Raw genomic sequence first — 24215 nt, 5'->3', positions numbered from 1 at the left:
CAAGTGAAGAGAAGCCTTCGGGTTGACCCCTTCCCGCCGACGCGGGCGGCGGCGCCGACAGCCACCGCCCGCGCGGATCCCCCGGGGCCGGGCGTCGCTCCGGAGTGGTGACACTCCCCGCCCGCCCGGAGGATCATCCGGCCCGCACCGCCCCGTTACCGGCGGCGGGCCGGAGTTCGGCGGAGCCGCCCGGTCAGGCGTTGACGCAGGTGTTGCCGAACGACGGGTTGAGCAGGCCGATGATGCTCACCGAGTTCCCGCACGCGTTGATCGGGATGTGGATGGGGATCTGGATCAGGTTGCCCGAACCGACCCCCGGGGAGTACGCGGCCACGCCCTGGGCGCCTGCGTCGGCCGAGGCGACAGCGGCCCCGCCGACGAGCAGGGCGCCCGAGGCGAGGGCGAGCGCGGCACTCTTCAGAACACGCGACATGACAGATCTCCTTACTGCATTTCCGGCGACCGGGTCCGGGGGCATCGCCCCGGGCCCGGCGCACGGCCCTGGAACAGGCCCGCAGCCCCCATTCGGGCTTCACCGCCCGCGCGGTTTGGTCTTCGGGCCCGGATTCCCCCGAATGGACCCCCCTTCGCGCATACGTCGGCCAATCCGAGCGGGTCCCGGCTCCGAAGAGACAGCGAGAGACCGAGACGCGAGCGACCAGGACCTTGCGCACGCCTGCCCCGAAGGATCGTTCATGCGATGGATGGACCGGTGCGAACCCCTCCCGGCCCCGGCGTGCGCGCCCGGGTCCACCCGCACCCGGGGGCTGCTGAGGTGAACCCCGAGAACCTGCGCTTCCTCGGCCAGGGCCAAGGCCAGGAGCAAGGTCAGGGCGCATGCCCCGTACCCGGCCCGGGTCCCGGACCCGGCGCCGCCAGGGCAGCGCTCGCCGAGCTGATGGCCCGCGTGGCGCACGGAGACCAGGACGCCTTCGCCGAGCTCTACGACGCCGTCGCCGGAACCGTCTTCGGCATCGTGGTCAAGGTCGTGCGCGACCGCGCCCAGTCGGAGGAGGTCGCCCAGGAGGCGATGATCGACGTGTGGCGCCAGGCCGCCCGCTTCCGCCCCGACCAGGGCAGCGTCCTGACCTGGGTCGCCACGATCGCCCACCGCAGGGCCGTGGACCGGGTCCGTTCCGCCCAGGCCGCGGCCAACCGCGAACACGACGCGGGCGTCCGCGAACAGGGCAGGCCCTTCGACGAGGTGAGCGAACAGGTGGAACACCGCCTGGAGCGCGACCAGGTCAAACGATGTCTGCGCGGGCTGACCGAGCTCCAGCGCGAGGCCGTCACGCTCGCCTACTACCAGGGGCTGACCTACAGAGAGGTCGCCGAGACCCTCCAGACCCCTCTTCCCACGATCAAGACCCGGATGCGCGACGGACTGATCCGCCTGCGCGACTGCATGGGGGTGACCACATGAGGCACGGACACGAAGACGAACTGCACACCCTCACCGCGGCCTACGTACTCGACGCGCTCGGCCGAGACGAACACGAGGCGTTCTCCCGGCACCTGGCCCACTGCGCGCCTTGCTCCGGGGACGTCGCCGGATTCTCCGCCACGGCCGGACGGCTCGCGGCCGCCGTCGCCGTCGCACCCCCGCCGCACCTGAGGACGGCCGTCCTCGCCCGCATCGAAACCGTCCGCAGACTCCCTCCCGACGTCGGGGTCCGCAGAGCGGCCGGCTTCCTCGACCGCCTCCCGCGCAAGGCCGGTGCCTTCGTGGTCGCGGCCTCCCTCGCCGGGGCCGCGCTCTTCGGCGGCGCCGCGCTCTGGCAGAGCGGCCGGGCGGACCAGGCCAGGCAGGAGGCCGGGCGGCTCGCCGCGCGGAGCCAGGAGCTGACCGCCGTCGTCACGTCCCCGGACGCCCGGACGGTCCACGGACGCACCAGCGGCGGAGCCGCCGCCACCGTGATCACCTCGTCGGCCCGCGACAAGGCGGTGTTCCTCACCGACCGGCTGCCCGCCGCGGGTGCGGGCAGGACGTACCAGCTGTGGCTCGCCGACCACGGCACGATGCGCCCGGCCGGGTTCCTCACCGGCGACGGGACGGTGGTGCTGGACGGCGGACTCGGGGCGGCCACGGCGGTCGGTCTGACCCTGGAGCCGGCCGGCGGTTCCGCGCAGCCGACCACCCGCCCGCTGGTGCTGCTCACCCTCCCCGCCTGAGCCGGGGGGGAAGAGGGAGGGGACGGGGCGGGCCGGCGCGCGGTGTCAGCCGACTGCGGGAGTTCCGGCAGCGCCGAGCAGCGCGGCCGCGTTCGTGTCGAGGATCGCGGAGGCGTCCTGCGGGGGCAGTCCCGACTCGGCGAGGTAGGAGACCGCGCGGACGAACACCTCCCCGTCCTCGTAGGGGAAGTCGGTGCCCAGCACGAGGCGGTCCGCGCCGAAGGAGGCCGCCGCCGCTACCAGCGCGGGCCCGTGGCAGTGCCCGACGGTGTCGTACCAGAACCTCCGGGCCGCCACCGAGGGGAGCTCGGGCGTCCGCGGGGACTCGTAGGGGAGGTGGTCGTCGAGCCGGCGCAGCAGCATCGGCAGCGCGCCGCCGAGGTGGGAGATCAGGACCCGCATCCGGGGGTAGCGCAGGGGCAGCCCCGCCAGGACGAGGTGCATGACCGCCACCGTGTCCTCGACCGGCGCTCCGACCATCCAGGTCATGCGGTGCCCGGTGATGAGCGGGCTGGCGGCGCCCTCGCCCGCCGGGTGGACGTACAGGACGGCCCCGCGCCGGTCGAGTTCCTCGTGCAGAGGGTGGAAGAGCGGATCGGCCAGGGTCAGGCCCCGCACGGTCGTGGTCACGGCGACCCCGGCCATGCCGAGCTCGTCGAGGGCGTACGCGGCCTCGCGCAGCGCGGCGTCCACGTGCGGCAGCGGCAGTGCGGCGAAGGCCAGGAAGCGGTCCGGCCACCGCGACACCAGCTCCGCGTACGACTCGTTGACGGCGCGGGCCAGTGCCACCGCGTCGGACTCCCGGGGCAGGTGGGGGGAGCATGGGGGCACCGAGAGCACCTGGCGGCTGATGCCCGTCCGGTCCATGAGGGCGAACCGGTGCTCCAGGTCGGCCGGGCCGGCGTCCGCCCCGACGTGGCGCCGGGCCTGCGTCCCGGTCCCGCCCAGCCGCTCCAGCCGGTCCAGGTATCCGGGGGTCCACAGGTGGGCGTGCACGTCGATCCGGGAGACCGCCGGCGCGGTCGGCGTCGGCGTCGGCTTCGCAGTCCGTGTCGCCGTCGCCGTCGCCGTCGGTGGGAGGGTCACCCTTCGATGGAACGCCCGGCCCGCCGGGTCGGCCAATCGGAGACGGGACGGCACGGCCCTCCGGGGTCTGGTCTCCGGCCCGGACCGAGAGGATCATGAGGATGCGCCGGTGCGAAGGGGCCCCGGCGCCCGCCACCGAACCCAGGGGGTCCATGTGCCGTCCGTCGAGTCGAGCTACGCGTCCGGGGCGTGCGAGGTGCCGCTACTGGGGGACACCATCGGCGAGAACCTCGACCGCACGGTACGCGGGTTCCCGGACCGGGACGCCCTCGTCGAGATGGCGTCCGGGCGCCGGTGGACCTACGCGGAGTTCGCCGTCGAGGTGGACGCCCTCGCGCTCGGGCTGCTGGACCTCGGCATCGTCAAGGGGGACCGGGTCGGGATCTGGGCCCCGAACCGCGCCGAGTGGACGTTCCTGCAGTACGCCACCGCCAAGATCGGCGCGATCCTCGTCACCGTGAACCCGGCCTACCGCTCCCACGAGCTGGAGTACGTGCTGCGCCAGTCCGGGATCCGGCTGCTGGTGGCCGCGGACCGCTTCAGGACCTCCGACTACGCGGCCATGATCGAGGAGGTCCGGCCGCGCTGCGCGACGCTGGAGTTCACCGTCCTGCTGGACGGCCCGCTCTGGAACTCGCTGCTGGAACGCGGCCACCGGGGCGACCCGGCCGATCTGGTCCGCGCCGGGGCCGAGCTGAGCCCGGACGATCCGATCAACATCCAGTACACCTCGGGGACCACCGGCTTCCCCAAGGGTGCGACGCTCTCCCACCACAACATCCTGAACAACGCGTTCTTCGTGGGCGAGTCGTGCCACTACACCGAGCGGGACCGGGTCTGCATCCCGGTGCCCTTCTACCACTGCTTCGGCATGGTGATGGGCAACCTCGCCTGCACCAGCCACGGCGCCGCCATGGTCATTCCGGCGCCCGCGTTCGAGCCGGGCGCGACCCTGGCCGCCGTCCAGGCCGAGTCGTGCACCTCGCTCTATGGAGTCCCCACCATGTTCATCGCCGAGCTGGCCCACCCGGACTTCGGCTCCTACGACCTCTCCAGCCTGCGCACGGGCATCATGGCGGGCTCGCCCTGCCCGGTCGAGGTGATGAAGGAGGTCATCGACCGGATGGGCATGAGCGAGGTCTCCATCTGTTACGGGATGACGGAGACCTCGCCGGTCTCGACCCAGACCCGCGTGGACGACTCGATCGAGCGCCGGGTCTCGACCGTAGGCCGCGTCGGACCGCACCTGGAGGTCAAGGTCGTCGACCCGGCCTCCGGCCGGACCCTCCCGCGCGGAGAGCCCGGCGAACTGTGCACCCGCGGCTACTCGGTCATGCTCGGCTACTGGGACCAGCCGGATCGCACCGCCGAAGCCGTGGACGCGGCGCGCTGGATGCACACCGGGGACCTCGCGGTCATGGACGCGGACGGCTATCTGAGCATCACCGGCCGGATCAAGGACATGGTGATCCGCGGCGGCGAGAACCTGTACCCGCGCGAGATCGAGGAGTTCCTGCACGCGCACCCCGACGTCCTGGACGTCCAGGTGATCGGGGTGCCCGACCCGAAGTACGGGGAGGAGCTCATGGCGTGGGTGCGGATGCGCGAGGGCGCGGAGCCGCTGACCGCTGCGGCCGTGCGCGCCTACTGCGAGGGGCGGCTGGCCCACTTCAAGATCCCGCGCTACGTGCACGTGGTGGAGGAGTTCCCGATGACGGTGACGGGCAAGATCCGCAAGATCGAGATGCGGGAGACGGCGGCGCGGCTGCTCGACCCGCGGGGCGAGCAATTGTCATGAACACTTATGGAAGCAGTTACGAAACGGTGAGCTCTCTGCGGAACCCCTCATTCCTGTACTAGGAACTCTTCCGGAGATCGCGTTCGGCGATCCGAAGACGCATGGGGGAACACAAATGAGCCGTTTCGGCATACGGGCCAACACCGCCGCCGCGATCGGGCTGGCGGCGGTGGGGGCACTCACCCTGACCGCGTGCAACGACGACGACGCGGGTACGGCGAAGTCCTCGCCTCCGGCGGCCTCCTCGCCGGCCCCGGCCTCGCCGAGCGCGGCGCCCGCGAGCTCTGCTCCGGCCGACGGCGGCAGCGCAGGAAGCGGCGGCGAGACCGCGAAGGCGGGGCAGAGCTTCAAGATCGGGCAGCCCGCGCAGTTCCCGTTCGCCTCGGGCAGCACCAAGGGCACCATCGCGCTCACCGTCACCTCGATCGAGGAGGGGCAGCCCGCGGACCTGGCGCCCTTCAAGCTCGGGGACAAGGTGAACGGCATGGTGCCCTTCTACGTCCGCTACTCGGTCAAGAACACCGGCTCCACGGACCTGTCCTTCGCCTCCGTGGGCCACATCAAGGGGCTGCTCCCGGACGGCACCGAGGCCCAGGACCTCATGGTGATCGGGAAGTTCGAGAAGTGCCCGAACGACTCGCTGCCCAAGGGGTTCACCAACGGCCAGAGCGCGAAGGGCTGCGCGGTCGCGCTGGCGCCGTCCACCTCGGTGAAGGTCACCGGAGCCGAGTACTGGGGCGACCCCTTCACCATGGGCAAGGGCAAGTCGCTCACCTGGAAGTAGGGCGCCGACGGCCGGTCGGTGCGGGAACCAGCCGGTTCCCGCACCGACCGGGGGATGCCCGTCAGTTGCCGGTCCGGGCGCCCTTGCCCGCGACGGTGTTGCCCGTCACCGCGCCGTCGGCGCCGGCCAGGGTCACCGCGTGCCGGACCCCGTCGGAGCCGAGGACCACCACGCGCCAGGCGCTGCCGCCGCCCTCCTGGGCGACCACGCGCAGGGCTTCGGCCTTGCCGCCGGGCACGGCGGCCTCCGCCTTCTCGAGGGCCTGCGCGGCCGGGAGCGCCGGAAGCGGCACGGGCGCCTCGTCCGGGCGGTCCACGACCACCCCCTCCTCGCCACCCGTCCTGCCGCCCTGCTCCGAGCCGTCCTTGCCGCCCTTCGGGCCCTGCGCGCCCCTCTCGCCCTTCGGACCGGGCCGGCCCGGTCGGCCAGGCGCCGGCGCCGCCCGCGGGCCGTCGCCCTCGCGCTCCACGTCGAACCGGTCCCACGCCCGCTCCGCGTGCGTGCGTCCGCGGTCGTGGTCGTGCTCCACCACCGCCGCGGCGACCCCCGCGGTGCCGGCCGCTGCCGCCACCACCAGCCCGAGGGCCACCCAACGGGCCCGGCCTTCACGGGTGAACCGGACGAACCGGGCACCTCGCCCCGGGGCCTTGCCGGCCGCCCCGGCAAAGGTGTCGGCGCTGCCCTCGCCCTGGTCCGCCGGGTATTCGGGCGGCTGGGGAGTGGACTCAGTCATCTGGATGCTCCTCGCGTTCTCCGGGCAACCCGCCCGGCTCGGCCGATCCTGCGAGCAAGACGCTGAAGCTCCGCTGAAGCGAGCTGAAGAACCCTTCAGCAAGCCGGCGGCGCGACCTGAGAACCTTGCCTCATGCGCGTACTGGTGGTCGAGGACGAGCGGCGGCTGGCCGCAGCTCTGCAACGGGGTCTACAGGCCGAGGGCTTCACTGTGGACACGGCACACGACGGTCCGCAAGGCCTGTGGATGGCCGGCGAGCACGACTACGACGCCATCGTGCTCGACATCATGCTGCCCGGCCTCAACGGCTACCGGGTCTGCGCCCGGCTGCGCGCGGCCGGCTGCGAGTCCGGCATCCTCATGCTCACCGCGAAGGACGGCGAGTACGACGAGGCCGAGGCCCTGGACACCGGAGCCGACGACTTCCTCTCCAAGCCGTTCTCCTACGTGGTCCTCGTGGCCCGGCTGCGCGCCCTGATCCGGCGCACCGGCCGCCGCAGCCCGCAGGTCATGGAGTTCGGCGATCTCCTCATCGATCCCGCCCGCCGGATCTGCACGCGGGGCGGCGCCGAAGCCCGCCTGACCTCGCGCGAGTTCGCCGTCCTGGTGCACCTGGCGCGCCGCGCCGGAGAAGTCGTGCCCAAGCGGGACATCCTCGACAACGTCTGGGACACCAACTACGAGGGGGACCTCAACGTCGTCGAGGTCCACGTCAGCGCCCTGCGCCGGAAGATAGACGCGCCGTTCGGCCGGGCCGCCGTCGAGACCGTACGCGGCGCCGGCTACCGGCTGGCGGCCGACGGTGGCTGAGTCCTACGGGGTCCAGGAAGCCCCCCGACAGGCCCAGGCCCGAGGCTCCGCCCGGCTGCGCGGAGCCGCGTACCGCCTGCGTGGAGCGGCGTACCGGCTGCGCGCGGCCGCGTACCGGCTGCGCCCGAGGTCGGTGCGCGCGCAGGCCACCCTCGGTGCTTCCGCGGTCGTGGCGCTGGCCCTCGGCGCGGCCTCCTTCGCCCTGATCGGGGCGCTGGAGACCAATCTGACGGAGAGCGCCCAGGCCGACGCCGAACGCCAGGCCGTCACGATCGCCGCCCTGGCGGCCGCGGGCCGGCTGGACTCCGTACCGCCCCCGGCCCGTGGAACGGACTTCCTGCAGGTCGTCGACGCGCAGGGCCGGGTCCTGGCGGCCAGCCCCAACCTGGCCGGCCGCCCCGCCCTGGCCCCCGCTCCGCCCCGGACCCCCGGCACCGTCCGGGACACCTGGAAGGGCGGCCGGGTACGCGAGGAACACCGCCAGCGCGTCGTCCAGGTCACCACCGTCACCGCGAAGGGCCTGGTCACCGTCTACGCCGGGACCTCGCTCAGGGACGCCGACGCCGCCGACGAGACCATCATGGCGGCGCTGTTCGCCGCGGTACCGCTGCTCGTCCTGGTCGTGGCCGCGATCACCTGGCGGGTCACGGGCTGGGCGCTGCGCCCGGTCGAGGCGATCCGCGCCGAAGTCGCCGAGATCGGCGACCGCGAACTGCACCGCCGGGTTCCCGTGCCGCACACCCGCGACGAGGTCGCCCGGCTGGCCGTCACCATGAACGCCACCCTCGACCGGCTGGAGGCCGCCGGGATCCGCCAGCGCCGTTTCATCGCGGACGCCTCCCACGAACTGCGCAGCCCGATCACGGTCCTGCGCACCCAGCTGGAGGTCGCGCAGGCCCACCCGGACCCCGCTCTGTGGGGCGAACTGGTCAGCGGCGCGCTGGAGGACACCGTACGGCTCCAGGACCTCGCGGCCGACCTGCTCCTGCTGGCCCGCCTCGACACCTCGGAGCCGCCGCCCGCCGCGGCCGTCGACCTGACGGAGGTGGTCCGGGACGCCGCCCGCACGCGCAAGGGGGACCGGGTCCCCGTGCGGGCGGACATCGCCCCCGGGCTCGCGGTGTGCGGCAGCACGATCTGGCTGTCCCGGCTGGTGACGAACCTGCTGGACAACGCCCAGCGCCACGCGGGGGGAGAGGTCGTGCTCACCCTGCGCGCGGACTGGGACCGCGACGAAGCCGTACTGGAGGTCACCGACGACGGCGCGGGCATCGAGCCCGCCGACCGCGAACGGGTCTTCGAGCGCTTCACCCGGCTCGACGACGCCCGCGCCCGCGACGAGGGCGGCTCCGGCCTGGGCCTGGCCATAGCCCGCGACATCGCCCTCCGGCTGGGCGGCACCCTGGCGGTCCGGGACTCCCCGAAGGGAGCCCGGCTGGTGGCCACGCTGCCCCTCGGCCCCTGACCCCGCCGCCCAGCAGACCGGCCCCGCGAAATCAGCAGTCGGGCCGCCGCCCCGCGTCCCTGGCGGCCTGCTCGGCCGCCGCGACGGGCGCCGGCAGCCCCGGTACCGGATCGGACGGCGTCAGCATCTGGGTCTCCCGGCCGGGCGCGAGGTAGGGCGAGTCCGTGGTCCTCACCCGGCCCGTGGAGACGGGCGTCAGGACGCCCATGGCGGCGATGTACGCGGGAAAGCTCTCCGTGTCGCGCCGGTGGCGGGCCGGAGCCCGGTACCCGCCGAGCGCCGCATAGCCGTCCTGTCCGGCCCACGTGTACGAGGTGGTCACCACCCGGTACCTGGCCTCCGGGCGCAGCGCGGTCCCGCCGATGAACACATCGCCCGGCGCGACCCGGTCACCGACGGGGGCGGCAGGGCTGAAGGAGTACCGGACGTTGGCGGACACCGCGAGCGGTGCGTAGGTCACCAGGCCGGAGTCCTCGGTCCACTGCTGCTCCAGCGCGTCGTGCACCTGCTGCCCGCTCACCTCCGCGCTGACCAGCGGACATCCGTAGCCGACGGCCCGCCAGGCCCGGTCGAAGGCTATCGGGTCGTCCATGGCGGGACCGGCGAGCAGGTCCGTGTTGATGACGCTGCGTCCGACGCGCGGGGCGAGCGCGATCAGTGCGAGGTCCGCGCCCGCCCGGTCCGGCCGGCGGCTGGTGTCGAAGGAGTCGGCCGGCTGGGCGGCGGCCCAGAGCGCCCAGTCGGCCACCAGGTTGCCCATGGTGCTCTCCCCGGTCAGGGACAACCGGCGGCGAAAGGAGGCGCGCTGGCGTCCGATGACCTTGGCCCCGTGCTGCTTCGCGTAGCCGGTCCAGTAGTCGACGACCTCCCGGAGCGCCGGATCGGGTGCCACGTCACGCGTGTTGGGGTGGTTGACGGAGGTGGTGAGCGCGCGGACGACCTTTCCGGTGTCGGGATCCAGCCGGAGGGTGATCTCGTTGATGATCTGCCCGTGGCAGCCGGCCTCGACGAAGGGCCGCGGCCGCCCGTCGGGACCCGGAAGCATCATGTTGAAGGCGCAGTGCCAGTGCCCGGTGACGATCGCGTCGATGTCGGAGCTCACGCGCAGCGCCAGCTCGTACGCCGGGCCGCTGGGCGCGGTGCCGGAGTCGAACTCTGACCCCGCCACCGCGCCGTCGTGCATGCTGAGCACGATGGTGCCGACCCCGAGCGCCTTGAGCCGCGCCGCGCAGAGGTTGGCGGCGGACAGCTGGTCGAGCGTGGTGAGGCCGAGCTGGTAGGAGGTGGTGGCGGACTCGGTGCCCAGGAGCGTCAGATGGATGAAGCCGATCGGCAGCTTCTTGCCGCCGGGCGCGTCCACCCACTCGATGTTGTACGGGGGAAGCACCGTCGCCCCGCCCGCCCCTGACACGGCGTTGGCGCTGTAATAGCGGAAATCGGCGCCGTGGAAGCGCGCACCGCCCGAGTCCGGGAACGTGTTGGTCTGCCCCGCACCCTCGTAGGAGAGCCCCTGCTGCATGTGCTGGAGCAGGAAGCCCGGCGTACGGTCGAACTCGTGGTTCCCGGCAGTCGCGAAGTCCAGCCCGAGCCGGTTCAGCGCCTCGATGGTCGGCTCGTCGGCGAGGGCGAACGCGGGGAAGTCCCAGCCGGAGAAGAGGTCGCCGGGCGCGAAGAAGAACGAGTTGGCCCGGCCGGCCCGCAGCCGCGCCAGATGGGTGGCCATGTAAGCGACCCCGCCCACGGTGTACTGGCGGCCGCCCGTGCCGGTGATGACGGAATCCTGGGCCGGGGCGGCGGCCAGGTAGCCGTGCAGATCGGTGATGTTGAGCAGTTGCACGTCCACGTACCCGGCGACGCTCGGCGCGTCGTGCGCGGCGCGGGTGGCCGCGGCCGCGGTGCCGGTGAGCGTCTTGATGCCGAAGGCTCCGGCAGTGGCCGCGCTCGCCGCGGCCGTCAGGAATCGGCGTCGGCCGAAATCGTCCATCAGGGCTCCCCATATCCGCAGGTGGGGCCAGTTCGGGCCTGTCCACGAGCAGTCTGCACACCCAGGGTGTCCCTCCGTTTCGCGCCGTACGTCCGGTGGGCGAAAGTCCGGGAAACTTCATCCTGTGGAGCGCCCCCGGCGCGAGCGCAGGGCGTGCAAGGCATTTCCCCCGCGCTCCGTCGGGATCCGGCCGTTCTCGTCTCCCGGCCGCCCCACGGGCGTTCGCGCCTCGCGCCTCGCGCGCCCGTTCCCGACGGCCCGCGATGAAGGCCGGTTCTGGTTACTCCGCCCCGCGCGCTCGGATGTACTCCGTCACTCGGCGATCCCCCGGGGCGGTGGACCGCGCTGTTCGACGACGACGTGAAGGAGCTGCACGTGGCTGGGAAGACGGCACCGAGGGCCCGGAGCAAACCGGCCGGACCCACCCCGCCCGCGCCGGGCGACCCGCCCGAGTTCAGGTTCGCCGGGGGAGCGCACAGCAAGGCGATGGAGAACCTCTCGCTGCGCAGGATGGCCGCGCGGCTGCCAGCCGCGCTCGCGCAGACCGCGCGGATGGCCTGGCGGATCGACCCCGCCTCCGTGACCTGGCTGCTGGCCGGTCAGATCCTCGCCGGAGCCTGCACGGCCGCCACCCTCGCCGGGGTCGCCGACGCGATGGGACCGCTGCTCTCCGGAGGTCCGGCGGGGGAGCGCATCGCGGCCGCCGCCTGGCCGCTGGCGATCGCGGCGGCCGCGGCCGGAGCCGGCACGACCGCCGAGATCGCGGCGGGCAGCGCCGCCCGCAGGCTCACCCCCAGGCTGGCCACGACGGCCGACCTGGAGATGGTCGACGCCCACATGGACGTGGAGGTCTCCGCCTACGACGAGCCCGCGTTCTCCGACCGTTCCGAGGCAGCCGAGATCGGCGCGGCCCGCTCCTCCATGCTCGTCAAGGACGCGATGGCCTTCACCAACGGCCTGATCAACCTCGTCGCCGTCGCCGGCGTCCTGGCCGTCGTCCATCCCGTCCTGATGCCGCTCCTGCTGCTCTCCGTCGTACCCCGCGGCATGGGCGCGGTCATCGCCGCCCGGCTCGACTACGCCCTCCACAACGAGACGATCTCCTCCCGCAACATCCGCGGCATGATGCGCTGGTACCTGACCACCCACAAGCTCGGCGACGAGCTGCGCTGCAACTCCATGCGCCCCTACGCGCACGCCTGGTACGCCGCCGTCTGCGCCCGCATCGACGCCAAACTCGTCGGCTCCGCACCGCGGTACCTGCGCGTCTCGCTCCTCGCCGCGGCCCTCGGCGGCCTCTTCCAGCTCGGCACCTGGGCCGCGCTCGCCGCGCTGGTCCTGACGGGCTCCATGGCCCTCGCGGCGGCGGGCACCGCCATCGTCGCCATGCGGACCTCCGCCGCGGCCCTGTCGAGCCTGGTGGTCTACGGGGCCGCCATGTTCCAGCACGCCCTCTACCTGGAGGACTACCGGCTCTTCCTGGACCAGGCCCGCGAACTGGCCGTCACCCGGGGCACCGTGGAGGCCGGGCCGCCCGAGAAGGTCAGCCTGGAGAACGCCTCGTACACCTACCCGGGCAAGGACACCCCGGCGCTCGGCCCGGTCAGCCTGTCCCTGTCGCGCGGCGAGATCATCGCGGTGGTCGGCGAGAACGGCGCCGGGAAGTCCACCCTCATCCGGCTGCTGACCGGGCTCACGGTGCCGAGCGACGGGGAGGCGTACTGGGACGGCACCCCGACCAGGGCCCACGACCAGCACACCCTGTGGACCCACGTGGGCCTCGTCGCCCAGTCCTTCGCGTACTGGCCCTTCACGGCCCGCGAGAACGTCACCCTCGGCCAGCCCGGTCCGCGAGGCGAGGAGGCGGTGTGGGAAGCGCTCGACGCGGTCGGCATGCGCGAGGCCGTCCAGGGCTACCCGCAGGCCCTCGACACGCTCCTGGCCCGCTCGCTGTGGGGCGGACACGAGCCCTCGGGCGGTCAGTGGCAACGCCTGGCCTGCGCCCGGGCCTTCCACCGCAGGCCCCGGCTCCTGATCATGGACGAACCGACCTCGGCGATGGACGCGCGCGGGGAGCACCGGATCTTCACCGGGCTCCAGGAGATGAAGGAGGACCGGATCACCATGATCGTCACGCACCGGATGGAGAACTGCCGGCTGGCCGACCGCATCATCGTCCTCGACAAGGGCCGCGTGACCGAAACCGGCACCTTCGCCGAACTCACCGCCCTGGGCGGCACCTTCGCCGAGCTCTACGGCCTCTCCCAGGACCGCTGACCCGGTGACACCGGCTCCGTACCGCCGATGGGGACGGTACGGAGCCGGGCCGGCTCACCGCTCCTCGGCGGTCTCCAGGATCCGGGTGACCGGCGTCCCGGCGAGCGCCGGGGCGTTGCCGGGCGAGGACCACACCCGGGTCCTGAGGAACTCCAGGAAGCCCTCGGCCCGTTCGACGGAGTCGAATTCCAGGTCCACGACCACGTACGCCGGGTCGTCCACGGGACGCTGCACGCGGTGCCGCCGTACGCCCGCCTCCTCGCGCGCGGGCGCGAAGCGGTCGAACGCGGACTTCCACACGGCGAAGTCGGTGATCGGGTGTTCGATGTGCAGCGTGGCCATGGCTCCTCCTCGGGGCTTCCCGTACGCCCTTACATGGTGGCGTACCGGGCCAGGAACAGGTCCACGCCCGAGGTGACGACACGGGTGAGCTCGGCGGGGTCGGGTTCGGCGGCCGGCGCGAAGGTGTGCACCAGCTGCGGGACGCCGACGGTGGCGGCTACGAGCTGCTGGACGGCGAGCACCGGGTCGGGGGTGTCGAGCCTCCCCAGCCGGTTGAGCTCGGTGACGGCCTCGATGAGGGGCTTGTTGTTCATTTCGTAGGTGACCTGGTACCAGAGCCGGCCGAGCTGCGGGAAGCGGTCGATCTCACCGATCACCAGGCGGCGCAGGGTCATGATGTCGGGGCGCAGCAGCAGGGCCGCCCAGTCGCCCGCGAGGCCGATCAGGGCGGCGCGCAGGTCGGGGGCCTCGGCGAGGGTCGAGCTGCGGGGTTCGAGGCCGGCGTAGGTCCGGGGCAGGATGCCGCCGATGACGGCGAGGAACAGTCGCTCCTTGCTGCCGAAGTGCTTGTAGATCGTCGCCTTGGACACGCCGGAGCGGCTGGTGATCGCGTCCATGGAGGCGGCCGAGTAGCCCTCGGCCAGGAACTCCGCGGCGGCCGCGTCGATGATGGCCTGCCGCTTGCGCTGGGCGGCGTCGGAGGGCCCGGGGATGATCGGGAGGCCGTACTCGTCCGTGGACTTCGCCGTCTCGGCTTCCATGGGGGGTGTCCTTCGTCTGTCCGTGCGGTGACGCCTGCGGGCCGGGTGGGTGTAGCCCGTGGTCCCAGTATATGAACTGAACCGTTCGGTTCGTGCCCGTGCGCTCCGTGGACCTGCTCTTTTCCTCCCCCGCTCCCCGCTTTCCCTCCCCCCGAGGGGTGCCGGCCGGCCGCCCGTGGCCGGCCGGGCACCCGTACGGGTCAGCCCTTGCCCACGCCGCCGTTCTTCACCATGTCGGTGATGTCCGCCGTGTCGGCGGCCGGCGGGGCGGCTATGTCCTTCGCGACACCGAAGGAGAGGAAGTCCACGTTGATGCTCGTGGCGCCGAAGGTCTGGTTCAGCCGCGAGGGCATGCCCTTCTCGTCGACCCAGATGTCCGCGACCAGCTCGGTGACTCCGCTGCCCGCCACCGCGCCGAAGGTGGCGGCCGCGTCGCCCATCTTGGACGTGGGCACCGTGGCCCGGTAGTGCACGGAGTTCTTGCCGTTGACGTCCTCCGTGCCGACCTTGGTGACGTTGCTCGCCCACTTGAGCGACTTCAGACCGGCCGTCGGGTCGTTGTTGCCCGAGTTCATGGCCGCGGCGCCCTTGTCGCCCAGGACGGCCGAGGCGTCGAGCTTCAGCCAGGACTTGCCCTTGAAGGGCCCGTCCGGCGCCGGGTCGATGCCGTAGTAGTACGCGCCCTGGACGAGCCGGTAGGTGATCGTGCCGTCGGCGACCAGGTCCTCCATCTGAAGGTCCTTGGCCGGCATCTCGGCCTCCATCGCCAGGCCGTTGCCCCACGAGTAGACGCCGTTCATCTGGACCGGCTTGCCGCCGTTCTCCGGCATCGTCACCGACATCTTGACGTCGGCAGAACCCGCCTTGGAGGCCTCGTCGGAGGCCTTCGTGAGCGTCGCCACCAGCGACTGCGCCGAATCGGCGGCCTGCTTGCCCACCGTGGTTCCGACCGAACACCCGCTCGCGCCGGCCGCCACGATCAGTGCCGCGGCGATTCCCGCGGCCGTTTTCCCGGTCCTCATCGTCTTCATTCCCCACCCCTTTTTTGTCTGTGTCGTGCGTGCTGACCGCGCCGTCCGTGCCCTCTGTGCCCGGATGCGCGTCGCACCCCGTCCCCCCGGACAGGGCCTCCATGATTCCACGCACGCACCGCAGTTGGGCCCACGGGGCCGCCGTGGATCGGCCGCCCCGCGACGATGTTCCCCGCGGGCCACCCCGGAAATCCCCTCGGACCGCTCCCGTCTGCCCGTATACCCTCGAGCCATGCTGCGACTGGAGCGCCTGCGGGCCGATCACGAGGCCGCCCTGCTGGCCTTCGAGCGGGAGAACCGCGAGTACTTCGCGCGCTCCATTCCGGACCGCGGGGACGAGTACTTCGCCGAGTTCCCCGCCCGACACCTCGCACTGCTCGCCGAACAGGTCGCGGGAGCCTGCCATTTCCACCTCCTGGTGGACGAGGACGGGGAGCTGTCCGGCCGCGTCAACCTGGTGGGCGTCGAGGGCGGCAACGCCGACCTCGGCTACCGCATCGGCGAACGCGCGGCGGGCCGGGGAGCGGCCACGGCCGCGGTCGGGGAGGTGTGCCGACTGGCCGCCTCGAAGTACGGCCTGCGCACACTTACCGCGGCCACCACCCTCGACAACGCGGCATCCGCCGCGGTCCTGCGCCGCAACGGCTTCACGCCGGTTGGGGACACCGTCCTGTGCGGTCGTCCCGGGGTGCGCTACCTCCGTGTCCTCGACGCCGGACACTGACCGCGGAGCGGCACCCGCGGGGTGGCGATGACCCGCCCGGCCGGGCGCGTCACCCCATCGGTGCCCCCGGCGCGCGCGGGCGGCGTAGATCACCGAGGGTGTTGATCACTGGCAGCGAGTGGTGCTTGCCGGGTCCCTGCACCGAGGAGTCCTCGACCCCATGGCCGTTGTCGCCGTCGTCGGAGCCGCCCGCGCCGCACTGGTCGCCGGTACCCTCCTGACCCTGCTCCCCGCGTCCCCCGCGGCCGCGCACGAAGCACCGCACGATCCGGGATCCGGGCACAGCGCACCGTGCATCGCCCCCCAGCGCGTCCGGCGCGAGATCAGCGCCGAGGAGCGGCGCAATCTCGGTGAGGACCACGCCGAGGACCACGCCCGGACCCGGATCGCCCTGCGGGACGCCTCCGACTACCCCGACACCACCCGACGGGCCCGTCTGAAGGCCCTCACCGCCTCCCAGGCCGAGGGCAACGCGGGGTTCAGGCCGGAGGTGTACGGAGCCTTCAAGGAGTACTTCGACTCCCCGGACTTCGCGGCGCACATCGCCCTGCTCCCCACCGGGAAGGTGCTGCTCTTCTCCTTCGAGCGGATCGAGACCAACCCGACGAAGGAACCGGCGCCCACCAACACCATCGGCCCCACCAACGCCGGACGCGCCTTCCTCTGGGACCCTGCCAAGGGCACCGGGGCGGACGCCTACACCAAGGTCACCCCGCCGGTGGTCGACATGCCGGACGGCACCCAGTCCCCGCGCCCCGCACCGTTCTTCTGCTCCGGACACGCCTTCCTGCCCAACGGCATGCTCGGCGTCTTCGGCGGCAACCTCGGCGCCAACGGCGGCAGCGGCGCCAAGCTGTCCCTGGTCTTCGACCCGTGGACCGAGACCTGGAGCCGCAACCAGGACATGTCCACCGGGCGCTGGTACCCCTCGGTGGTGACCGCCGCCGACGGCCGGCAGCTCATCATGTCCGGCCAGTCCGAGCTGGGCTGGGGCACCCCGACCCCGATCGTGGAACGCTTCCCCGCCCCGGGACACCCCGTGCCGAGGGAGAAGACGGACGTCCCGCGCGACGTCCCGGTCGGCGTCTTCAAGGCGAAGGCCCCCTTCACCCGCGACTACCCGCAGCTGTTCTCGCTCCGCGACGGACTGGTCTACGGTCTCGGCCGGGTCCACGACGAGCAGTGGACCTTCGACCCCGTCGACGAGTCCCGCGCGGACCTGCCGGCCCGCCCCGACGGCAGCTTGCGACTGTACGGGGGAGCCGTACCGCTGCCCGGCGGGTACCAGGGCCCCAACGCCGCCCTGGTCATCGGCGGGGACCGCACCGACCCGAACACCTACAAGCTGTCCGAGGGCCGCTGGAGCATCGAGAAGCCCCGCGCCTTCGGCCGCACCCAGGACAACACCCTGCTGATGCCCGACGGTTCGCTGCTGACGGCGAGCGGATCGTACGACATCCGCGACTACGGCAACGGGGTGCTCAACCCCAACGCCGATCTGAAGTACCGGCAGTTGGAGATGCGCGACGCGCAGGGCAACTGGAAGCTCGGCCCCGCCCAGCGGCTGCCCCGCGGCTACCACTCCAACGCGGTGGTCCTGCCCGACGGCCGGGTCATGATCACCGGCGATGAGCTCCAACAGCTCGCCAACGACCCCAACATCGCCGACGACATGAACGGCACGATCGAGATCTACGAACCCGCCTACCTCCACCGGGGCGCGCGTCCGGTGCTCGACAAGGTGCCCACCGGCCCGCTCGGCTACAACAACCGCTTCGACCTCACCACGAGCACCCCCGGCCAGGTGAAGCGGGCCGTGCTGCTGGCCCCGACCACCGCCACGCACGCGGTCAACACCAGCCAGCGACACGTGGAGTTGCGCATCAAGCACCGCGCGGGGGACACCCTCACCCTGCAGGCCCCGCCGACCGCCGCGGCCGCGCCGCCCGGCTACTACATGCTCTTCCTCCTCGACGCCAAGGGAGTACCCGGCGTCGCCCAGTGGATCAAGCTCGACGCCGGCGTGCCCGCCGCGCCGTTGAGCTGAACCGGTCCTGCCCCCTCCCCCCATCGCCCCGACCCCTTGGAGCATGCCGATGGTCCCCGCCCCGCCGCCGCCCCCGGGCTGCCCCCACGCCGGACCCGCCCGCCGGACCGTGGTCCAAGCGGCGGCCTTCGCCGCCGTCGGCATCGCCTCCGCGGCCGTCCCCGGACTCGCCCCGACGGCCTGGGCGGCCGCGAAGCCCGCCCGCCCGGCCGGGCCGGCGGGCTCCGCGGGGTCTGCCGCGGCCGTCAGAGCCGCGGACGCGCTGCCGCTGCGCGCCGACCGCGACAGCCAGGGCGACATCCTGGCCGGATTCCGCAAGGACCACGCCTGCCTGCTCTTCCTCCACTTCAGCGACGCCGCCAAGGCCCGCCAGTGGCTCCTACGACTGCTGCCCTCGATCTCCACCACCGAGGAAGTGGCCCGCTTCAACCAGGACTTCAGCCGGGCCCGCAAGCGCAGCGGAGGCATCGACCCCGCCTCCATGTCCGGGCTGTGGACCGGGCTGAGCCTCACCCATCCCGGGCTGCGACTCTTCGCGGGCAAGGAACCCTTCCCCGCCGCCCCGCCCGGATCCAGCGCCGAGGCCTTCACCCAGGGCGCCGCCGCCCGTGCGCAGCTGATCGGCGACACCGGCACCAGCGCCCCGGAGTCCTGGCTGTTCGGCGCCGAGGAGCCCGGACTCGCCGTGCACGCGGTGCTCACCCTGGCCGCCGATAACCCCGACAGGCTCGCCGAAGCCGTGGCCGACGAGCGCGACGACGCGGGCGAGGCCGGTGCCACGGTCCTCTTCCGGCAGGACGGGGCCACCCTCCCCGACGAACTGCGCGGACACGAGCACTTCGGCTTCGCCGACTGCATCAGCCAGCCCGGCGTACGGGGCTTCGACGAGCCCGACCCGGCCACCGGCACCACCGTGCTCGGCAAGCCCGGCACCCGGCTGATCCCGGCCGGAGAGTTCCTGGTGGGCTCCGAGCGGGTCGGGCAGCGTCCCACCGGTCTGCCCGCCTGGGCCACCGGCGGAGCCTTCCAAGTGGTACGCCGCCTCGCGCAGGACGTGCCCGGCTGGTGGACGCAGGTCGCCCTGCGCCTCGCCGAGCTCCAGAAGGCGGGCTCGGCCCCCGCCGACGCGGGCAAGGAATGGCTGGGGGCCCGCCTGATGGGCCGCTGGCCGAACGGGATGCCCGTCGCCGTCTGTCCCGCCGCGCAGCAGCCGCGCGAACCCGGGGTGGACCCCGATGCCAAGCTCGACTACAGCGCGGACGCGAACGGCTGGGGGATGCCGCTCTTCGCGCACATCCGCAAGGGCAACCCGCGCGGCGGCCTCGTCCTCACCCCGGGCCGGCCCCCGCTGGCCCAGGCGGATCTCGACGGACGCCGCCTGATGCGGCGCGGAATCCCGTACGGCCCCGTCTACAACCCGGAACTGGGCGACGGCCACGGCCCGGAGGCCCCCCGCGGCCTGCTGTTCGTCTGCCACCAGGCCGACCTCGTCGGGCAGTTCGAGCTCGTGGTCCGCAAGTGGCTCAACGAGCCCGACTTCCCGGCCGGCCGCAACCCCCGCACGGGCTGCGACCCGGTGCTGGGCCCGGACTCCCCCCTGGCCTTCGAAACGCCCTCGACGACCGGCAGCCGGGCCGACACCCTCTACTTCGGCCGGTTCGTCCGAACCGAGGGCTCCGTCTACGCCTTCAGCCCCTCCCTGTCCGTCCTGCGCGCCCTGACCGGCGGGAAGCTCGACGACTCCATCGAGTTCCACACCGGTTCCGTCCTGCGCCCCGGCGACGTCCTCGACGCGGGCAAGGCCCGCCTGACCCTCGACAGCACCGGCGACCTCACGCTCCTGGACTCCCAGGGCCGCCGCCTGTGGCACTCCGACACCGGCGGCTCCGGCCACGACGCCGTCCTCACCGCCGGGGGCGAACTGGTGGTGCGGACCTCCGACGGCCGCCCGGCCTGGTCCAGCGCGACCACCGGCCACCAGGGAGCGAGGCTGCTGCTGCGCCCCACCGGAGAGCTGGTGATCCTGGACGGCGACCAGGTGCTGTGGAAGGCGTCCGCCTCATAGGGTGAGCGCATGGCTGCGATCACCGAATCCGCGACAGAGACGGGCAACACCCGGCTGCTCTACGGCTGCATGGCCCTGGGCGGCAGTTGGGACCGGGACCCGTACGGGGCCGCCGACATCGACGCCGCCGAGGCGGCGATGGAAGCGGCCCTCGACAGCGGCATCACCATGTTCGACCACGCCGACATCTACCGGCACGGAAAGGCCGAAGCGGTCTTCGGCGAGGTCCTGGCCCGCACCCCCGGACTGCGCGAACGCATCACGCTCCAGACCAAGTGCGGGATCCGCCTCGCCGAAGGCGACCGGCCCGGCATCTACGACCTGCGCGGGGCCACCGTCACCCGCCACGTCGAGGAGAGCCTCACCCGGCTGCGCACCGACTTCATCGACGTCCTGCTCCTGCACCGGCCCGACCCCCTGGCCGACCCGCGGGAGACCGCGGAGGCCCTCACCTCACTGCGACGGCAGGGCCTCGTAAGGGCGTTCGGCGTCTCCAACATGAACGCCGCCCAGACCGCGCGGCTCCAGAGCCACCTCGACTTCCCGCTGGTCGCCAACCAGCTGGAAATGAGCCTGGACCGGCGGGACTGGCTGGAGGACGGGGTCCTCGTCAACACCCCGGCCTCGGCGGCCGTCGGCTTCCCGGCCGGGACCGTCGAGTACTGCGTGGCCAACGGGGTCCGCATCCAGGCCTGGGGCGCCCTCGCCCAGGGCCGGTTCACCGGACGGCAGGAGAGCACGGCCGAGCACGCGACCGCCGAGCTCCTGCGCACCCTCGCGAAGGCGAAGGACACCACGCCCGAGACGATCCTGCTGTGGTGGCTGCAACGCCACCCGGCCCGCATCGCCCCCATCCTCGGCACCGGCCGCCCGGAGCGCATCCGGGCCTGCCGCGACGCGGCGCTGCGCGCCCCCGACCTCAGCCACGAGGAGTGGTACTCCCTGTGGCTGACGGCCCGGGGCGCGCCGCTCCCGTAGACCCGCGGCCGGGCGGCTCAGCCCGGCGAGCCGACCGCGCACACCAGGATCGGGGTGGCGCGGCGCGGGTCCAGCGCGTTGCGGACCATGTGCCAGACGTTGAGGTCGTAGGCCTCGCCGATGTGGCCCACCGGGTCGAGGGGGCAGAAGTCCTGCACGTACTGGTTCCTGACCCCCGGCTCGCGCACGAAGGCGGTCTCCGTCGGGGTCACGAGCTCGTCGTAGCGCGAGGAGATGATGGTGTACGAGATTCCCGGCTGGGCCACCGGACCGTCGTTCAGCGCCTTGATCGCGGGGCCCCCGGGGAACTCGTCGGACAGCACCGGGAAGCCGAGGGTGGCCACGATGCCGTCCAGGGTGCCCCGGCCGAGGACCTTGTCGCCAAGGTCCACGAGCCGGGAGGCATCGGTGCCGTGCGTCGGCGGCGCGATCGCCACGACCGCCTTGATGTGCGACTGGATGCCCTGCATCTTCGCGAGGTAGAGCGACTGGAGCCCGCCCTCGGAGTGGCCGACCACGGAGACCTGCGCGGCTCCGGTGGCCGCGCGCACCTTCTCCACGTAGTCCTTGATCTCCACGTTGGAGACGGCGACCGGCTTCAGGCCGCCGACCAGCGGGAAGCCCTCGTAGGCCCCGTAGGTCAGGGCGAAGGTGCAGTAGCCGCGCGCGGCCAGATCGGCCTGGAGGAAGTTGAGGTCCTCGTACCAGGTGGCGAAGGTGCCGTGCAACAGGACCACCGGCTCGGGGTGCGCTGAACTCGGCCGGCAGGAGAAGTCGTTGATCCCGCCCGGGCCGCCGCCCTCGGCCGCGGCGTGCGCCGGGAAGGCGGCGCCGAGGAGCAGGGCCAGCGGGAGACCGGCCCTGGCGAGCCATCTGCGGGTGCGGGACGCGCGGGTGCTGGTTGGCATGCGACATCTCCTGACGGGGGGTGGGGTTCTGGTCGGACTGCACAGAATGCTTCCTCCCGCGTTTGTGCACGGTGACAATGCGGGAATGGACGACACCGGGGCAGGCGGCGTGACGGACGTGGTGACCGGGGCGGTGGCGGAGGTGGCGGCCGGCGCGCCCGAAGGCCCCGGGCGCGCGCCCGGGTTCGCGGCCTCCCTGCTGCCCCGGATCCCGGAACTGGCCGCGGCGACGGTGGCACGCCTGACCGACGAGATCCCCGCCTACCGACTGCTCCCCGACAGCGTCCTCGGCGGCGATCTCGTCGCGAACACCGAAGCCGTACTGGAGCTGTTCCTCACCACCCTCGCCGAAGGCCGCCCGCCGGCCGAGCACGAACTCGCGGCGCCCGTGGCCTGGGGAGCCGAGCGGGCCAGGGACGGCGTCCCCCTGGAGGCGGTGCTACGGGTCTACCCGCTCGGCGCCCGCCAGGCCTGGGAGCTCGCGATGGCCCGACCCGAACCCGCCGCGGACCCGTACGCCCTGGTCACCGGCCTGCTCGCATTCCTCGGCGAGGTCATGCCCAAGGTGGCCGAGGCCTACCTCAGGGAACAGGCCGACCTCGACTGGGAACAGCGCGAGCACGGCCGCAACCTCGCCGGAGTGCTGCTCGCCGGCCGCCCCGCACGGCGTGCCGCGGAGCGGTACGGCCGCGTCCTGGCCGAGCGGTACGAGGTGGTGGTCCTGCGGCTCCCCGATCCGACCGGCGGCGCCACCACCCGCGTCCTGCGCGCAGTCCGCTCCGAACTGGACCGCAACCCCGAGGTACTGGCCACCTTCAAGGGCGACGGCGGCGTCCTGCTGGTCCCCGAGGGGCAGGACGGCGGGACCCGGCGGCTGCTCGCCCGCCTCGACGCGGCGGCGGCGCTGCACTGCACGGCGGCCGCCGCCACCGCCACCGCCGAGGACCACGCCGCGATCCCGCAGGCACAGCTCGAGGCCTCCGAAGTCCTCTTCCTGGCCGAGGACCTGGGGCGGGCCCCGGGGATCTACCGACTGGCCGACCTGGCGGTCGAGTACCAGCTGGTCCAGCCGGGGCCCGCCCGCGACGCCCTGGCCCGGATCCTGGCCCCGCTCGACGGGCAGCCCCATCTGATCGCCACCCTGCGGGAGTTCATCGCCGCCGGGTACCGGCGCGCCGAGGCCGCCGACGCCCTCACGGTCCACCGCAACACCCTGGCCTACCGGCTGGGCCGGATCCGGCTCCTCACCGGCCACGACGCCACCGACCCCACCGAGGCGGTCCGGCTGGCGGCCGCCCTCACCGCCCACGACGCGGTCCGCCGAAGCCGGCAGCGGTGAGGGTACGGGCGTCCGGCCACCGGCCCGGAGCCTTCCTCAGAGCACCGGCGGCCGCCCCGCGGCGGTCAGGCGCAGGGCCGTGCGCCAGCTCATCGGGCGGCGCTTCTGCTCGTGACGGGTCGCCCAGCCTTCCCTGAACCCCCGCAGGGAGTCCCGGCGTCCGCCGCCCCGCAGACCGCGCAGCGCCGTGACCACCGTCCAGATGCCGAGGTAGGGCGCGATGAGGGGGCCGGGCAGGTTCCGGTAGGCGAGCCAGACGCGGTTGCGCGCGGCCAGCCGGTGGAAGAGCGCGTGCCGGGTGGGGCTGGTGACGGGGTGGTGCATCCGGACGTCCGCCGCGTACCAGCCGGTGCGGCCCCGGTCCCACAGCCGGTACGAGAGGTCGATCCCCTCGTGGTAGAGGAAGAAGTCGGGCCAGCCCCCGACGGCGTCGAAGGCCTCCCGGCGGACCATGACCACACCCTCGGTCATCGTGGCGATGGTCCCCGGCCGCCCCGGGTCGCCGGCCCGCAGCCGGGGAACCCAGCGGCGCGGGGTCGTGGTGTCGTCGGGCCCGGTCAGCCGCGGCTGGATGTACGCGGCCCGCGGGTGCCGGCGGGCTTCGGCGACCAGCCGGGACAGCACGTCGGGGCGGGGGAAGGAGGCGTCGTTGTCGAGGAAGAAGAGGAACTCGTTCCCCGAGTCCCGCAGGGCGAGCGCGCCGCGGTTGCGTCCCTCGGGGATGCCGAGATTTTCCGGAAGGCTGACGACGGTGGCACCGGCGACCTCCAGCCCGGGACGGCAGCCGTTGCCGACGACGACGATGCTGAGGTCGACGTCCTGCTGCGCGAGCAGCGTCCGGACGGCCGCCGCCTCCTCGTCGGGGCGGTCGTTCATGGTCAGCAGGACGACGTCGATACCGGCTGCGGCATCCGGGGAGGCAGGCATCCCCGGATGCTACCGAAGGCACGACAGCGCCCGGTCCGGCCCTG

General features: G+C 73.1%; 21 protein-coding genes. 12 read left to right on the top strand and 9 right to left on the bottom strand.

The genetic code is table 11. The features are described 5' to 3' along the window. Positions 1 to 193 precede the first annotated feature (193 nt). Positions 194 to 433, bottom strand: coding sequence for a chaplin (locus AC3IYJ_RS02720; protein WP_489399726.1), 240 nt, complete (start codon positions 431 to 433; stop codon positions 194 to 196). 357 nt (positions 434 to 790) lie between these two features. Here AC3IYJ_RS02720 and sigK point away from each other — a divergent pair, with 357 nt between their 5' ends. Then, entirely contained in the window at positions 791 to 1423 is a 633-nt protein-coding gene (gene sigK / locus AC3IYJ_RS02715; RefSeq protein ID WP_489402667.1) for an ECF RNA polymerase sigma factor SigK, read from the top strand. Continuing rightward, the gene (locus tag AC3IYJ_RS02710; RefSeq protein ID WP_489399725.1) at positions 1420 to 2172 is read left to right on the top strand and encodes an anti-sigma factor; all 753 of its coding nucleotides are present in this window, start codon (positions 1420 to 1422) and stop codon (positions 2170 to 2172) included. Before sigK ends, AC3IYJ_RS02710 begins: the two co-directional genes overlap by 4 nt. Positions 2173 to 2217: 45 nt before the next feature. On the opposite strand, the gene AC3IYJ_RS02705 is transcribed toward AC3IYJ_RS02710, so the two are convergent. Beyond that, positions 2218 to 3258: an amidohydrolase family protein gene (locus AC3IYJ_RS02705; RefSeq protein WP_489399724.1), complete on the bottom strand. Its 1041-nt coding sequence runs from the start codon at positions 3256 to 3258 to the stop codon at positions 2218 to 2220. Positions 3259 to 3412: 154 nt separating this feature from the next. On the opposite strand from AC3IYJ_RS02705, the gene AC3IYJ_RS02700 reads away from it, so the two are divergent. Further along, positions 3413 to 5056: an AMP-binding protein gene (locus AC3IYJ_RS02700; RefSeq protein ID WP_489402666.1), complete on the top strand. Its 1644-nt coding sequence runs from the start codon at positions 3413 to 3415 to the stop codon at positions 5054 to 5056. Between the two features lie 115 nt (positions 5057 to 5171). Then, positions 5172 to 5840 (top strand): PDZ domain-containing protein, encoded by a 669-nt coding sequence (locus AC3IYJ_RS02695; RefSeq protein ID WP_489399723.1) that lies wholly within the window; start codon positions 5172 to 5174, stop codon positions 5838 to 5840. A gap of 61 nt (positions 5841 to 5901) precedes the next feature. Here the strand turns inward: AC3IYJ_RS02695 and AC3IYJ_RS02690 are convergent, their stop codons facing one another. Beyond that, complete coding sequence (locus AC3IYJ_RS02690; protein ID WP_489399722.1) at positions 5902 to 6573, bottom strand: hypothetical protein; 672 nt, start codon at positions 6571 to 6573, stop codon at positions 5902 to 5904. Positions 6574 to 6705: 132 nt separating this feature from the next. Here AC3IYJ_RS02690 and AC3IYJ_RS02685 point away from each other — a divergent pair, with 132 nt between their 5' ends. Next, positions 6706 to 7383: a response regulator transcription factor gene (locus AC3IYJ_RS02685; protein ID WP_489399721.1), complete on the top strand. Its 678-nt coding sequence runs from the start codon at positions 6706 to 6708 to the stop codon at positions 7381 to 7383. Beyond that, positions 7376 to 8848 (top strand): sensor histidine kinase, encoded by a 1473-nt coding sequence (locus tag AC3IYJ_RS02680; protein ID WP_489399720.1) that lies wholly within the window; start codon positions 7376 to 7378, stop codon positions 8846 to 8848. The genes AC3IYJ_RS02685 and AC3IYJ_RS02680 overlap by 8 nt, the downstream gene beginning before the upstream one ends. A 31-nt stretch (positions 8849 to 8879) precedes the next feature. Here AC3IYJ_RS02680 and AC3IYJ_RS02675 read toward each other — a convergent pair whose 3' ends face one another. Beyond that, positions 8880 to 10832, bottom strand: a complete 1953-nt coding sequence (locus AC3IYJ_RS02675) for a bifunctional metallophosphatase/5'-nucleotidase (RefSeq protein WP_489399719.1) — start codon at positions 10830 to 10832, stop codon at positions 8880 to 8882. A gap of 375 nt (positions 10833 to 11207) precedes the next feature. Between AC3IYJ_RS02675 and AC3IYJ_RS02670 the strand changes: the two genes are divergently transcribed. Next, a complete protein-coding gene (locus AC3IYJ_RS02670; RefSeq protein ID WP_489399718.1) occupies positions 11208 to 13109 on the top strand; it encodes an ATP-binding cassette domain-containing protein in 1902 nt (633 codons plus the stop codon). A 54-nt stretch (positions 13110 to 13163) separates the two neighbouring features. Here AC3IYJ_RS02670 and AC3IYJ_RS02665 read toward each other — a convergent pair whose 3' ends face one another. From AC3IYJ_RS02665 to AC3IYJ_RS02655, 3 genes are all read right to left on the bottom strand, one after another. Then, positions 13164 to 13451, bottom strand: a complete 288-nt coding sequence (locus AC3IYJ_RS02665; RefSeq protein ID WP_489399717.1) for a hypothetical protein — start codon at positions 13449 to 13451, stop codon at positions 13164 to 13166. 29 nt (positions 13452 to 13480) lie between these two features. Further along, entirely contained in the window at positions 13481 to 14152 is a 672-nt protein-coding gene (locus tag AC3IYJ_RS02660; RefSeq protein ID WP_489399716.1) for a TetR/AcrR family transcriptional regulator, read from the bottom strand. A 200-nt stretch (positions 14153 to 14352) separates the two neighbouring features. Further along, a complete protein-coding gene (locus AC3IYJ_RS02655) occupies positions 14353 to 15183 on the bottom strand; it encodes an SCO4651 family lipoprotein (RefSeq protein ID WP_489399715.1) in 831 nt (276 codons plus the stop codon). A gap of 232 nt (positions 15184 to 15415) precedes the next feature. Between AC3IYJ_RS02655 and AC3IYJ_RS02650 the strand changes: the two genes are divergently transcribed. The 4 genes from AC3IYJ_RS02650 (at position 15416) to AC3IYJ_RS02635 (ending at position 20997) form a co-directional block, all read left to right on the top strand. Continuing rightward, entirely contained in the window at positions 15416 to 15907 is a 492-nt protein-coding gene (locus tag AC3IYJ_RS02650; protein ID WP_489399714.1) for a GNAT family N-acetyltransferase, read from the top strand. A 160-nt stretch (positions 15908 to 16067) separates the two neighbouring features. Further along, complete coding sequence (locus AC3IYJ_RS02645) at positions 16068 to 17954, top strand: galactose oxidase early set domain-containing protein (protein ID WP_489399713.1); 1887 nt, start codon at positions 16068 to 16070, stop codon at positions 17952 to 17954. 43 nt (positions 17955 to 17997) lie between these two features. After that, positions 17998 to 20019 carry a Dyp-type peroxidase gene (locus tag AC3IYJ_RS02640; RefSeq protein WP_489399712.1) on the top strand — a complete coding sequence of 674 codons (2022 nt, stop codon included), beginning with the start codon at positions 17998 to 18000 and terminating at the stop codon, positions 20017 to 20019. Positions 20020 to 20028: 9 nt separating this feature from the next. Beyond that, positions 20029 to 20997 (top strand): aldo/keto reductase, encoded by a 969-nt coding sequence (locus tag AC3IYJ_RS02635; RefSeq protein ID WP_489399711.1) that lies wholly within the window; start codon positions 20029 to 20031, stop codon positions 20995 to 20997. A 17-nt stretch (positions 20998 to 21014) separates the two neighbouring features. Here the strand turns inward: AC3IYJ_RS02635 and AC3IYJ_RS02630 are convergent, their stop codons facing one another. Beyond that, positions 21015 to 21905, bottom strand: a complete 891-nt coding sequence (locus AC3IYJ_RS02630; protein WP_489399710.1) for an esterase/lipase family protein — start codon at positions 21903 to 21905, stop codon at positions 21015 to 21017. An 85-nt stretch (positions 21906 to 21990) separates the two neighbouring features. Here AC3IYJ_RS02630 and AC3IYJ_RS02625 point away from each other — a divergent pair, with 85 nt between their 5' ends. Beyond that, entirely contained in the window at positions 21991 to 23244 is a 1254-nt protein-coding gene (locus AC3IYJ_RS02625; RefSeq protein WP_489399709.1) for a PucR family transcriptional regulator, read from the top strand. A 36-nt stretch (positions 23245 to 23280) separates the two neighbouring features. Here AC3IYJ_RS02625 and AC3IYJ_RS02620 read toward each other — a convergent pair whose 3' ends face one another. Then, on the bottom strand, positions 23281 to 24171 hold the full coding sequence (locus AC3IYJ_RS02620) for a glycosyltransferase family 2 protein (protein ID WP_489399708.1): 891 nt from the start codon (positions 24169 to 24171) through the stop codon (positions 23281 to 23283). Positions 24172 to 24215: the final 44 nt, after the last annotated feature.

The sequence above is a fragment of the Streptomyces sp. GL_140 genome (genome assembly GCF_057834465.1).
This window is presented reverse-complemented; position numbering and strand designations above follow the sequence as displayed.

Bases quoted from the DNA above. Each gene is read 5' to 3' on its own strand.
- AC3IYJ_RS02720 (WP_489399726.1), bottom strand. From the start codon at position 433: ATGTCGCGTGTTCTGAAGAGTGCCGCGCTCGCCCTCGCCTCGGGCGCC.
- AC3IYJ_RS02710 (WP_489399725.1), top strand. From the start codon at position 1,420: ATGAGGCACGGACACGAAGACGAACTGCACACCCTCACCGCGGCCTAC.
- AC3IYJ_RS02695 (WP_489399723.1), top strand. From the start codon at position 5,172: ATGAGCCGTTTCGGCATACGGGCCAACACCGCCGCCGCGATCGGGCTG.
- AC3IYJ_RS02690 (WP_489399722.1), bottom strand. From the start codon at position 6,573: ATGACTGAGTCCACTCCCCAGCCGCCCGAATACCCGGCGGACCAGGGC.
- AC3IYJ_RS02685 (WP_489399721.1), top strand. From the start codon at position 6,706: ATGCGCGTACTGGTGGTCGAGGACGAGCGGCGGCTGGCCGCAGCTCTG.
- AC3IYJ_RS02675 (WP_489399719.1), bottom strand. From the start codon at position 10,832: ATGGACGATTTCGGCCGACGCCGATTCCTGACGGCCGCGGCGAGCGCG.
- AC3IYJ_RS02665 (WP_489399717.1), bottom strand. From the start codon at position 13,451: ATGGCCACGCTGCACATCGAACACCCGATCACCGACTTCGCCGTGTGG.
- AC3IYJ_RS02660 (WP_489399716.1), bottom strand. From the start codon at position 14,152: ATGGAAGCCGAGACGGCGAAGTCCACGGACGAGTACGGCCTCCCGATC.
- AC3IYJ_RS02655 (WP_489399715.1), bottom strand. From the start codon at position 15,183: ATGAAGACGATGAGGACCGGGAAAACGGCCGCGGGAATCGCCGCGGCA.
- AC3IYJ_RS02650 (WP_489399714.1), top strand. From the start codon at position 15,416: ATGCTGCGACTGGAGCGCCTGCGGGCCGATCACGAGGCCGCCCTGCTG.
- AC3IYJ_RS02645 (WP_489399713.1), top strand. From the start codon at position 16,068: ATGGCCGTTGTCGCCGTCGTCGGAGCCGCCCGCGCCGCACTGGTCGCC.
- AC3IYJ_RS02640 (WP_489399712.1), top strand. From the start codon at position 17,998: ATGCCGATGGTCCCCGCCCCGCCGCCGCCCCCGGGCTGCCCCCACGCC.
- AC3IYJ_RS02635 (WP_489399711.1), top strand. From the start codon at position 20,029: ATGGCTGCGATCACCGAATCCGCGACAGAGACGGGCAACACCCGGCTG.
- AC3IYJ_RS02630 (WP_489399710.1), bottom strand. From the start codon at position 21,905: ATGCCAACCAGCACCCGCGCGTCCCGCACCCGCAGATGGCTCGCCAGG.
- AC3IYJ_RS02625 (WP_489399709.1), top strand. From the start codon at position 21,991: ATGGACGACACCGGGGCAGGCGGCGTGACGGACGTGGTGACCGGGGCG.
- AC3IYJ_RS02620 (WP_489399708.1), bottom strand. From the start codon at position 24,171: ATGCCTGCCTCCCCGGATGCCGCAGCCGGTATCGACGTCGTCCTGCTG.